Source organism: Candidatus Merdisoma sp. JLR.KK011, from assembly GCF_036941125.1.
Classification (GTDB): Bacteria; Bacillota; Clostridia; order Lachnospirales; family Lachnospiraceae; genus Laedolimicola.
Genome location: NZ_JAYWSZ010000004.1, coordinates 551,029 through 562,335, shown reverse-complemented (window position 1 = coordinate 562,335; position 11,307 = coordinate 551,029). Strand labels below are relative to the sequence as shown.

11 protein-coding genes are annotated in these 11,307 nt (G+C 46.8%); 7 read left to right on the top strand and 4 right to left on the bottom strand.

Annotated features, from left to right (window positions below):
- The first annotated feature begins 20 nt into the window (after positions 1–20).
- Positions 21–659, top strand: a complete 639-nt coding sequence (locus tag VV089_RS16475) for an MBL fold metallo-hydrolase (protein ID WP_334336653.1) — start codon at positions 21–23, stop codon at positions 657–659.
- Positions 660–819: 160 nt separating this feature from the next.
- Here VV089_RS16475 and VV089_RS16470 read toward each other — a convergent pair whose 3' ends face one another.
- The 4 genes from VV089_RS16470 to VV089_RS16455 are packed head-to-tail and all read right to left on the bottom strand — an operon-like array spanning position 820 to position 4,976.
- A complete protein-coding gene (locus VV089_RS16470; protein ID WP_172543945.1) occupies positions 820–1,182 on the bottom strand; it encodes a response regulator in 363 nt (120 codons plus the stop codon).
- Between the two features lie 18 nt (positions 1,183–1,200).
- A complete protein-coding gene (locus tag VV089_RS16465) occupies positions 1,201–1,692 on the bottom strand; it encodes a hypothetical protein (RefSeq protein WP_334336652.1) in 492 nt (163 codons plus the stop codon).
- Between the two features lie 21 nt (positions 1,693–1,713).
- On the bottom strand, positions 1,714–2,127 hold the full coding sequence (locus tag VV089_RS16460) for a response regulator (RefSeq protein ID WP_172543947.1): 414 nt from the start codon (positions 2,125–2,127) through the stop codon (positions 1,714–1,716).
- Positions 2,124–4,976 carry a hybrid sensor histidine kinase/response regulator gene (locus tag VV089_RS16455; protein ID WP_172543948.1) on the bottom strand — a complete coding sequence of 951 codons (2,853 nt, stop codon included), beginning with the start codon at positions 4,974–4,976 and terminating at the stop codon, positions 2,124–2,126. Before VV089_RS16455 ends, VV089_RS16460 begins: the two co-directional genes overlap by 4 nt.
- Positions 4,977–5,310: 334 nt before the next feature.
- Here VV089_RS16455 and VV089_RS16450 point away from each other — a divergent pair, with 334 nt between their 5' ends.
- From VV089_RS16450 to VV089_RS16425, 6 genes are all read left to right on the top strand, one after another.
- Positions 5,311–6,516 (top strand): glucose-1-phosphate adenylyltransferase, encoded by a 1,206-nt coding sequence (locus VV089_RS16450; protein WP_172543949.1) that lies wholly within the window; start codon positions 5,311–5,313, stop codon positions 6,514–6,516.
- Complete coding sequence (glgD, locus tag VV089_RS16445; RefSeq protein ID WP_172543950.1) at positions 6,513–7,655, top strand: glucose-1-phosphate adenylyltransferase subunit GlgD; 1,143 nt, start codon at positions 6,513–6,515, stop codon at positions 7,653–7,655. Before VV089_RS16450 ends, glgD begins: the two co-directional genes overlap by 4 nt.
- Before the next feature lie 101 nt (positions 7,656–7,756).
- Complete coding sequence (locus VV089_RS16440) at positions 7,757–8,347, top strand: sce7726 family protein (RefSeq protein ID WP_334336651.1); 591 nt, start codon at positions 7,757–7,759, stop codon at positions 8,345–8,347.
- Positions 8,347–8,607, top strand: coding sequence for a type II toxin-antitoxin system RelB/DinJ family antitoxin (locus tag VV089_RS16435; protein ID WP_334336650.1), 261 nt, complete (start codon positions 8,347–8,349; stop codon positions 8,605–8,607). Before VV089_RS16440 ends, VV089_RS16435 begins: the two co-directional genes overlap by 1 nt.
- 43 nt (positions 8,608–8,650) lie before the next feature.
- A complete protein-coding gene (locus VV089_RS16430) occupies positions 8,651–9,202 on the top strand; it encodes a shikimate kinase (protein WP_334336649.1) in 552 nt (183 codons plus the stop codon).
- A 175-nt stretch (positions 9,203–9,377) separates the two neighbouring features.
- Positions 9,378–11,291, top strand: coding sequence for a hypothetical protein (locus VV089_RS16425; protein WP_334336648.1), 1,914 nt, complete (start codon positions 9,378–9,380; stop codon positions 11,289–11,291).
- The last annotated feature ends 16 nt before the right edge of the window (positions 11,292–11,307 follow it).

Sequence of the window (11,307 nt, the reverse complement as noted above, 5' to 3'; positions counted from 1 at the left end):
AATATGTCAGGAGAAGAAATATGAGCGAAATTCATAGGATAAAATGTGGAAACAGTAACTGTTATATAGTCGAAAACGGAACTAGCGGAATACTAGTAGACACAGGGAAAAAAGAATTCCTAAATAAAGTTATTGAACAGTGCAAAGCGTATAATGTTAAACTGATTGTCCTGACACATGCACATTTTGACCATGCAGAAAATGCCGCCCAAATATCAAATGCGTTGGGAATTCCAATCGGAATGAACGAAAAGGACTGCAGTCTAATTGAATCCAATACAAATCAAAGGCTTTCTGCCGAAAGTTTTTTGGGGAAGATTGTCTTGTCCGTATCGCTCAAAGAGTTTTCGGCGCGTACAATGGAAGAATTTAAGCCGGATGTATTGCTGAATGATAAAGACAGCTTAAGAGCCTATGGGATTGATGCAAATGTAATTGCCTTACCCGGACATACAGATGGTTCGATAGGGCTTGATGTGGAGAACGCCTATCTGATAGTCGGCGACGCATTGATGAATATGTTTTATCCGACAGTATCAATGTTGTTTCACAACAAACATGACATGTTAGAAAGTGCGGGAAAAATCAGCAGACTGGGTAATAGAAGAATCTATTTTGGGCATGGCAAACCAGTGTCTAATAAGCAGTGGGTTAAATAAGTGCGTCTGTATATAAGGAAGCCTGGTGCAAAATATGAGCCGGGGCAGCCGGAATTATCAGGTTATAAAAGCTGAAAGCCCATAAAAAGGTCTTACCAAATTGAGAAGTATCATTTTGGCAAGACCTTTTTCAACTGACAAAAATAAAGCCCCCAGGCAGTTAAGACAACGCCTCTTCAAACACCTTGAGCAGCTGCTCCTGATGAAAAGGCTTATCCACAAAGCCTTTTGCGCCGATGGCCTTAGCTCTCTCAAAGGTATCGTCGTATGCCAGGGAGGAGATCATAACAATCCTGGCATCCGGATGCTTCTTGAGAATAATCTCGGAAGCGTCCAGGCCGTCCATTCCCTGCATGATAATATCCATGGTCACCAGATCGGGATTTACCTCGTCATACTGGGCAATGGCATCCTCGCCGCTTCGGCAGTATGCCGCAATCTCATAATCCGTACCTTCCAGAACATCACCCAATTGAACCCGGACAAGCCGGGAATCATCTACCACCATAATTCGTTTGCTCATTTCCTATACTCCCTTCTCTCAGCCTTCGCTTGCGACAGTCCCGTCCTCATGGGAACAGGGTACATGGTGAATCAACTGTGCGCCGCCTCCGCAATGCTCGTCGCAATATGTGAGTACGAATTGTATCTCACGCCCTTCCGGTTCATAGCGTCCATGATAAAAGACCGGCGGGCCAAAATGAGCCGGAACCTGTGTGGCCCGGAACATTGCCCCTGCTATTCTGCCGCAGAGCACATTGAAATATTCTTTGCTGAATTCTTCCAGATCTTCCGGGCTTACGGATTCCTCGTGAAAGGAATTGCATGCCATGCGGTACAACAGTCCCGTATCGGCGCATAAGGTCAGGCTGGTGTGAAACCCTTTGTCAAAGGTGATCTGGACAGTACAAAGATCTCCGGCAGGAGACTGCTCCCCCTGCTGGAGACGCACCCCTGCGGTACGTTCCGTCACATCCTGAACAGCCTGATCCAGTATTTGTGCAAGCTCTTCCTTCGCCAAAGCAGTATTCATCTTGTCAATCCCCTCTCTTTCTTATGATTCCATATCCGCATGGTTTTCCGGTTCGAAAACCATGCGGATTCTTTTCAGCAGATCATCGGAAGAAAAAGGCTTGAGTATGTAATCGCAGATTCCAAGCTTAAAGCTTGCAAGAACACTTTCCTTATCCTCCACGCCGGTAAGCATGATCACCGGTATGTCTGACCGGTCTCTCATAGAGCGTATATCCCGAAGGGTATCGATGCCGTTTTTGGGAGTCATCTGAATATCCAGCAGAATCAGATCCGGTTTTTCCTGGCCCAGATATTTCAAGGCCCGCGCCCCAGAATTAACAGTGATTACATCAAAATCGTTCCGCAGGATATCCGAAATCCTGGTTAAGATAATAGCAGTATCGTCCACTGCTAAAATACGCTTTTTAGAAAATCCGCTTTCTGTTTGACTCATTTTTGTTCGTCCTCCTTTTCAAGTATGCTTAGAAGCCGGCTCAATAGATCTTCCGCATTATCGTCTTCATATAATCTCAGCTGATCCCGTATCTGCAAAAGGCTCTCCTTAGTCTCCTTGGGCAGTTCATGGAGCAGCATTGCCTCCACTCTTTTTGCGCACTCCTGAGAGCGGAAATGTTTCAGCTCTTCCAGCGCTGCGGCGGTCTGTTCCTTCAGTTCCTGCAGGGTCAGACAGGGAAGCTTTTCTTTTGCTGCATTCTCCTGGCTCCGCCGTTCCAGGAACTGTCCGATACCAGCCAGAAGGGTCTCATACTCTGCCAGCAGCAGCGGAAACTTCTCACGGATGAACTCTCTGTCTCCCTGGGCGGCGGCATGTTCCTGCGCACGGGCCATGGCGGAGACCTCCATTGCTCCGATGTTGGCGGATGCGCTCTTAAGTCCGTGAACCTCTATCTGATAGCGCAAAATATCGGAATCCACAAGCTCGCGCAGAAGCTCTGTCTTGCGTTTGCCGTCTATGCAGTAAAGCTCCAGCAGATCGGCAAAGCCCTCTTCATCGCCGGAATAATACTGCATCGCGGCATTCATATCCACCCCTTCAATCTGAAATACGGCCGGATCAAGGGGTTTGGCTTCCTCTTCTATACCATCTGTCTGTCTGTATTTTTCCGGCACCCAGCGCAGTAGGAGCTGGTTCAGCTCTCTCCGATCAAGAGGCTTGGCAATAAAATCCTGAAAACCGCATTTCAAAAAATGTTCACGCATTCCTTCCATGGCGTTGGCGGTCAATGCAATCATAACAGGGGCGGCGCCGTTTTCGCCGCAGTCTCTGCGGATAATCTCCGCTGCCTCAATGCCGTCCATACCAGGCATCATATGATCCATAAAGATAATGTCAAACCGGACATTGCGCACAAGCTCCACGGCCTCCGGCCCGCTTGCCGCTTCGGTCAGATCAAAGGCATAATTTTTCAGAAAGCCTCTTGCCACTTTGCGGTTGATCACATTATCATCCACAATGAGTACCTTTACACCGGGGGCGGTAAACATATCTGTTAATTTCTGCTCTGACTGCGGAAGCTCCGGCGTATTAGAAACAGGGGCGGCGTCTATAATCTTCTGTGGGATCATAATGGTAACCGTCGTCCCTTTGCCGTAAGTGCTTTCTACCTGGATGGTGCCTTCCATCAGCTCCACAAGATACTTCACAATGGCCAGGCCCAGTCCGGTGCCCTCTGCGTTTCGGTTCCGCTTGGAATCTACCTGCCGGAAATCCTCAAAGATCTTGCCGAGATCTTCTTCGCGGATGCCGCAGCCGGTATCTTCCACATAGAAAATGAGCAGCTCCTCATCTTCGCTCCTTCCGGGCTTTCCGGTAATATAAGCGCGTACATATCCTTTGTTTGTAAATTTAATGGCGTTGCTGAGAATATTGATTAAAATCTGCTTGATTCTGCCGTCATCGCCGTTGTAGCGGCAGGGGATTGTTTTGTCGCATTCATACTTCAGAATCAAACCCCGCTGGGAAGCGGCCATATCCATCATTCCCATGATCTCGTCCGCCATAACTTTTAGGTAATAATCTACATGCACCAGCTCCATTTTGCCGGCCTCTACCTTGGACAGATCCAAAATATCATTGATAATTGCCAGGAGATTCTTTGCCGCAGACTGTACGTCCTTGGCATAAGCATAGATTTCGGTATCTCCGCATTCTTCCATGATGATATCATTCAGTCCGATAATGGCATTCATGGGGGTCCGTATCTCGTGGGACATATTGGCAAGAAATTCACTTTTGGCAATGCTGGCTTTCTCAGCCTGGCGCCGGACGCGTTTGATCTCATTGATATAGGCTTTTATGTCAGTCATATCCAGAATTAAAATGACGCAGCCCTGTATCTTGCCGTTCTCATCTATAATATGTTTGCTGTGGCTTTCATAATGCTGTTCGTTGATGGAGAAACTCTGAGGAATGTCCTCGTTAAGCATTTCTTCCCGAAAGCCCTCCACGACACGGATATTTTCTCCCGGCTTATGGGAGGGCAGATGGGTAAAGATATTCGCCGCCGCTCTGTTATAGCTCACCAGCCGGTCGTGGTCATCCAGCGCAATTACGCCGTCGCCCAGACTTTCCAGGACTTTTTCCGCCGCCAGGTAACGGAAGTCATAGTTGCGGCGGCTCCAGACTACAATAACTACCAGGGACATCGAGATAGCCAGTGTTACAGGTGTGAGATCAAATACCGTCACGAATTTAAAAACATAGACTGCCAGCATAATCACAGGCAGGGTAGAAATTCCGAGAATCGTCCAATATTGACGGTTTATCTGCCGATCTGAGTGTTCGCGGATAGCTTTTATCAATGTGCAGATACAAAGGGTGTAAGGAATGATAATACGGCTGAACAAAAAAAGCACATATAACGGGCCGTAAGTGATGCTGATATGATAAAATCCATTTGCATCCGCCAGCCATTGAACGTCTTGATAGAAAAGGCCGTGCCAGTTAAAAAATACCGTGGGCAGAGTGAAAAAGCTGATAGTGCCAATAATTCTTAAAAAGGTTTTCGGCGGATTGATGCAGCAATAAATATAAATAAACCAGCAATAACACAGCGGAACAAATGTGGAGCCTGCATTTTCTACCGTCACTGCCGTTATGGCAGCCTCCACGGTAGGAGCCGTCAGTTCCAGTAAGTAGCCGATATTCTGAACGAGAGTTCCGCACATGATAAGGATCAGCAGCTTCTGCTCTTTAGCGCCTTCTCCGTTGAGCAGAAGGAGTAATGCTATAATAGTTAAACATATGCCGAAACATTCCAATAGAATAACTAGATTTACCATATTACCCTTCCCAGCGCCAGCGGCTTTTTTGACCGACATGATGGCTTGTTGTTTATTTCCATTGGCAATGGGCCGGATGTTCAGAACGTATGACATACGGCAGATACCACAGGATATTTGATGCTAAAAATACAATATTACAATTTTGCCGCAGTGTCAAGAAATAGCGTAATAAGAGCTTTTTTACTTGGCGTGTATTGTTACTGGGAAAAATAAAAGAAAAATAGGTAAAGCTTTATGCCTTTTAGAGAAAAGGGATACCAAATTTTGCCGCTTTGTAGTATAATCTACGTATGAGAGCATTCTCGGAAACATAAAAAGGGGGAAAATTTTTATGGCAAAAGAAATGATTGCAATGCTCCTTGCCGGCGGCCAGGGCTCGCGCCTGTATGCCTTGACAGAGAAGCTTGCAAAACCAGCAGTTCCTTTTGGCGGAAAATACCGTATCATCGACTTTCCACTGTCCAACTGTGTAAACTCGGGAATTGACACAGTTGGCATCTTAACCCAGTATCAGCCCTTGGTGCTGAACGAGTATATCGGCAACGGACAGCCCTGGGATCTGGACCGTCTGCACGGCGGCGTCCATGTGCTTCCGCCCTATCAGAAGTCCAGCGGTTCCGACTGGTACAAGGGTACGGCAAATGCGATTTACCAGAATATTTCCTTTATTGAGCGGTACGATCCCAAGTATGTCATCATCCTTTCCGGAGACCAGATCTGCAAGCAGGATTACAGCGATTTCCTGCGGTTCCACAAGGAAAAAGATGCAGAGTTCAGCGTGGCGGTTATGGAGGTTCCCTGGGAGGAAGCTTCCCGTTTCGGCCTGATGGTAGCGGACGAGGATGACAAGATTACGGAATTCCAGGAGAAGCCAAAGAATCCCAAGTCCAATCTGGCTTCTATGGGCATCTATATTTTTAACTGGGACATCCTGCGCAAATATCTGGAGGAGGACGAGGCCAATCCGGAATCTGAGAATGACTTTGGAAATAACATCATTCCCAACCTGCTTCGGGACGGCCGCAGAATGTATGCATATCATTTCAGCGGCTACTGGAAGGACGTGGGAACGATTTCTTCCCTCTGGGAAGCAAATATGGAGGTACTGGATCCGGAGCACAGCGGTATCAACCTCTTTGATTCCAACTGGAAGATCTACAGCCGCAACAGCGGCATGACCGGCCACAAGATCTGTCCGGGCGCCCTGGTGGAAAATGCTATGATTACAGACGGCTGCCGGATCAAGGGCACGGTGAAGCACTCCATTCTTTTTGCGGGCGTCAGGGTAGAAGAAGGGGCGATTGTGGAGGATGCAGTTGTAATGGGCGGAACCCTCATTAAGTCGGGGGCTGTTGTAAAGCACTGTATCGTGGCCGAAAATGTAACCATCGGCGAAAATGCTGTTGTGGGCGCCATGCCTTCCGGCGATGAGAGCGGCGTTGCTACTATCGGCGCCGGCGTCACCGTGGGAGACGGGGCTAAAGTGGGGCCGAAGGCTATGGTAAGAAAAAACGTGGAAGGCGGTGAAGAGGTATGATGAATGCAAATAAAAGCGCGCTTGGCATTATTTTCCCAAACAGCCATGACGCACTCGTTCCGGAGCTGGTAAATGTACGGCTGATGGCTTCCATTCCTTTTGCCAGCCGTTACCGTCTTATTGATTTTATTCTGTCCAGCATGACAAACTGCGGCATTAACAACGTTTCTCTGATGGTGAGGAATAATTATCATTCTCTGATGGATCACCTTGGATCCGGACGGGAATGGGATCTGGTTCGGAAAAACGGCGGACTGACCATCTTTCCGCCCTTTGCGGACAAGACCAACAAGCCTTTCGTGGGCCGTGTGGGCGCTCTGGCCGGTATTCTGGAGTTTTTAGAGGATCAGAAAGAAGAATATGTGGTTCTGGCGGATACCAACGTTGTGGTGAATTTTGACTTCAAGGCTTTGATTGACGCGCATATTGCTACCGGAGCCGATGTCACCATGGCTTACCGTGAAGAGGAGATTCCGGACAGCATTCTGGAAAGCGCTTCCAATGACAAGGGATTTTATTATACCTTTGCCCTTAAGGACGGCAGGATCACCAAGATGTATGTGAACTCCAAAGCCAAGGGCGTACAGAATTTCTCTATGGGAATTACGCTGGTTAGACGGGAGCTTTTGATAGATCTGATTAATACGGCTTATGTGCGCGGAGAAGTATATCTGGAGCGCGACGTGCTTCTGCACCAGCTTGACAGGCTGAATGTCCAGGGGTATAAATATGACGGCTATGTGGCGCGTATATTCGATATGAAGAGTTATTTTGATGAGAATATGAAGCTTCTGGATGATTACAATCTGGACGCCCTGTTCTCGGCGGCGCCTATTTATACGAAGATTCGTGACGACAATCCTTCCCGATATATTGAAGGGGCTAAGGTAGAGAATATCATGGTTGCGGATGGCTGTATCATTGAAGGCGAAGTGGAGAACAGCGTATTGTTCCGTGGTGTTAAGGTAGCCAAGGGCGCTAAGGTGAAGAACTGTGTTCTGATGCAGGGCACAGTGGTGGAGTCCGGCGCAGATGTAGAGTACGTGATTGCGGACAAAGATGTGACGGTGAGCGCCGGGAAAGAGCTGAAGGGGACAGATACGTTTCCGGTTTATATTGGGAAGAAGCAGAAGGTGTAGCGGATAAGCAGAAGCTCACATATGTGCGTACGGACAAAGAGGTGTCGGGCCTGGTGCCTGGCTCCTCTTTTTGAAAATGATTTGGGTTGGGATGGATTTGTATGCTGTATGATAAAGATATCAGAGAGCCGTTGTTTGACTATCTTGAAGAACGGTATGGCAAGGCGCGGATGATTGAGGAGAAGCAGATGGGAAGATCCCGGGCAGATATTGTGATGGTGCTTCAGGGGGAGCTTGCCGGGATTGAGATTAAGAGTGATGCGGATACTTATGCGAGACTGAAGCGGCAGGTAAAGGACTATGACCGGTTTTTTGATCGGAATTATGTGGTGGCGGGGTCTACTCATGCCATGCATATCGGGGAACACGTTCCGGAGTATTGGGGGATTATCTCCGTGGAGCAGATGGAAGAGGGCGTGGATTTTTATATGATCCGGGAGGCGGCGCGGAATCCGAAGATGGAGCTGGAATTAAAGCTTCGGATACTTTGGCGGCCGGAGCTGGCGCATATCCAGGCGATCTGCGGTATGGCGAAGTATGGGGGGAAGAGTAAGGAGTTTGTGAGGAATAAGATTGCGGAAGGGGTGCCGGCAGAGATCTTGAATGAGCTGATAAGTGAGGAGCTGTTTGAGAGGGATTATACGGAGATTAGGGGGAAGATTGAGGAGTTTCGGGGGAGGAGGAAAAAATAGTGAAGAATGTAAACGTTACTTTTCGTGTGGATGAGAATTTGAAAGCTCAGGCGGATGCTTTATTTGCAGATTTAGGCATGAGCCTTTCTACTGCGTTTAATATTTTTTTGAGGCAGTCAGTGAGAGAACAACTGATTCCTTTTGCAATCAGCCGCAATATACCGAATGCTGTTACTTTGGCGGTAATGGATTCAGCTGAAAGGGAGGAAGAACTTTATGGTCCCTTTGACAACGTAACTTCTTTGATGGAGACAGAGTAATCTGTTTTGAATAAAGTACAAATATACAATAGGATGGAGGAGCATGACAATATTTTTGTTTGGAGTATCAAATGTAGGAAAGACGACAACAGGAGAGATGCTGGCTCGGAAGTTAGGATATGACTTTTATGATTTGGATGAGGAAGTAAAAAAATTTTATAATACGACTCTTGAAGATTTTGTCAATACGGGAAGTATCGAAGAAAGAGATTGGAAAAGAGGGCGTGTGATAGATATGACGATGAAGAAAAAGGGAAATAAGGTATTTTCGATTACCCCTATTGCTTACCCAGATCATTTCAATCGCTATCTTGCTTGCGAAGATGTATTAGCAATTGAGCTGCAGGATTCTTCGGAGCATATATTTGACAGGCTTGTTTTTAGTGATGAGAATGATCATGTGTACAAAGATGATGATTATAAAAATGCTCATAGGGATTATTATATTCGGGAGATTAAGAAGGATATATGGGCATATACGCCTTCGTTCTTGAAGGTGAAGAATAAGTTTTATATGGATGGTGATTCGCCGGAACGGGTGGTGGAGAGGATTGTTGCGGAGTATGGGTTGAAATGCGATAGAAAAAAGACTTAAAATGAAACAAATTAAAGCTTGTAGAAATTAACTGATGACATTTAGAAATATGATTATATCTTCTTAAAAACATAAAATGAAACCATTGAAAGGACTTGCCTATGTTAACTCTAAAACTCACCCCAAAACTTCCATCCGCTCATTTCAAATCCGCCAGCCTGGCCATCCCGGGCAGGTGACGTTTTATGAACTCCATGCGGCGCTGGAGCTTATCCTCAACTTAAGCTGCGGTGCCTGTTACAGCTTTATGCTTATGACATCCAGGCATGCCATCGAAGACTTTATAGCTGCAGAGTACAAAATTGCCCCGGCTTTCAACAAAAATGCTCAGATTCGCTACCTAAACCCATATCCGCAAACCTTTGCCTGTCTATTGGAGCTTGAATCCGCAGACGACAAAGAGGATATCCCATATCCTGCCATAACCGGAACCGGCAGCGACAGCCAGATAAACACCTGGCTGAAAGAATACTGCCATTTTTCAAACACCTGGAGATACCATAACGAAGACTTTTTCCAAAAGCAGCAAAAGGCGGAGAGGAAAAACAAAAAGCAATCCACCGCAGCTGCTTCGCATCCTGAAACAGCAGAACCGCAATTTATCACAGGCTTTCGTCCAAAAACCATAGAACAAAAACAACAAATCCTGCAAAGTCTTTATCTGGCGTGTGAGTTTAACGCGTCCACCCGCGTTACCGTGGGAAGTTCTCGGTATACGCAGTCACAGCTTCTGGAAGCCTCAAAAAAGAACAATCTGATAGACTATTGCCGTTATTCCCTTTTGCCGGTATCGGCTAACCGGCGGAAAAAGGAGCTGGCGGAAGCTTTCACCGCCAATCTTCAGGAAAATATGTGGCTTACCCTGGTGCTTCTTCCCAGAGAAGCCATAGAGCTTTACTTCCGCCTGTGCCGTGTAAAGGAAAACCAGAAACTAACCCTTAACCTGGAGAAAGAGAAAGCAGCCTTGGAGCTTCTGATATACCTGGGAATGACGGATCTGATCTTTGGAGCGGGAGAAACGGATATCCGTCTTGAGATTTCAGCAGATTATAAGAAAAGCTTTCAGCTGTTTTTCCAAAACTCTAAAAACTTTGCGCCAGAATCAGCATGTACCTGCTTCTTGTCTCCGGAGCAGAAAACGGGCAGCTGGCAGAGGATTGTCAAAGGCTATGAAGAACTGGATTATCGGGTAACTATGCTGCTTTGCCGCTATGGGATTCTTACTGCGGAAGATTTGCGGAGAAAACTGTGTAACTGCTATGGGTATCGCTTTGAACAGGATCAATTTAAAAATTATCTTATGCTTCATCTGCGATTGCTGGAAATTGTATACACAGGTCATCTTCGGGGAACCCGGCAAAGGCTTGTGAGTATTCGGGAGCTGAACATTGCTTATGCCCTTAAAGTACAGGAAAGCCCGGTTTCCCCAGAGCAGCAGAGGCCGGTAACGAAAGAAGAGCTGGACATCTACACAGAATGGCTGTCAAACCAGCTGGAGGATTTGGCACACCTCTTGTCAAGCTATACAGATGATGCCAGTCTGTTCATAGAGGTTTCCAAACAGATCATGTATGCTGTTCTGGAAAATGAAACCTGGGGAGACTATCTGGAAATTTTGTCAGAACTGCTGGAAGATATAGATGCCTTTATGCGCATGTGTTTCTGGTACGAGCTGAGCAAGCTTTACCTTCATCTTCCTGTAGCCGGCCTGGGCGGTTATTCGCGCATGGAATACGCCGAAAAGGAACATCTTTCCAACCCTTATCTGATTTTAAACGGCGCTGAAGATTCTTTGGAGGACTGGAAGGACATGGACATTTTTGGTATGCCCTTTGACGTGCAGTGTGAACTCTATTTAAGCGCAGAACGTTTTGTAAAGGACGGAACGGAGCTCTCGGAAAAACGTATGATGAAATATGCGAAAAAGCAGATAGGATCAGAAATGGCAGCAGCCCTGCAGATCCACTGTTGTCTGATTTCGGGTAATCCAAGGCTTCTCACTCTTTTGGAAAAGGGAGCAAAACGGGGAAATGCGGAGGCAAGGGAGATGCTGGAGGAAGTGAAATCTCTGCTGGATCTAGATGAATAAAGGAGCAAGGAGCCCC

What these genes read in the sequence shown, in the direction of transcription:
- VV089_RS16475 (WP_334336653.1), top strand. Translation starts at nt 21, where the DNA reads ATGAGCGAAATTCATAGGATAAAATGTGGAAACAGTAACTGTTATATA.
- VV089_RS16470 (WP_172543945.1), bottom strand. Translation starts at nt 1,182, where the DNA reads ATGAGCAAACGAATTATGGTGGTAGATGATTCCCGGCTTGTCCGGGTT.
- VV089_RS16465 (WP_334336652.1), bottom strand. Translation starts at nt 1,692, where the DNA reads ATGAATACTGCTTTGGCGAAGGAAGAGCTTGCACAAATACTGGATCAG.
- VV089_RS16460 (WP_172543947.1), bottom strand. Translation starts at nt 2,127, where the DNA reads ATGAGTCAAACAGAAAGCGGATTTTCTAAAAAGCGTATTTTAGCAGTG.
- VV089_RS16455 (WP_172543948.1), bottom strand. Translation starts at nt 4,976, where the DNA reads ATGGTAAATCTAGTTATTCTATTGGAATGTTTCGGCATATGTTTAACT.
- VV089_RS16450 (WP_172543949.1), top strand. Translation starts at nt 5,311, where the DNA reads ATGGCAAAAGAAATGATTGCAATGCTCCTTGCCGGCGGCCAGGGCTCG.
- glgD (WP_172543950.1), top strand. Translation starts at nt 6,513, where the DNA reads ATGATGAATGCAAATAAAAGCGCGCTTGGCATTATTTTCCCAAACAGC.
- VV089_RS16440 (WP_334336651.1), top strand. Translation starts at nt 7,757, where the DNA reads ATGCTGTATGATAAAGATATCAGAGAGCCGTTGTTTGACTATCTTGAA.
- VV089_RS16430 (WP_334336649.1), top strand. Translation starts at nt 8,651, where the DNA reads ATGACAATATTTTTGTTTGGAGTATCAAATGTAGGAAAGACGACAACA.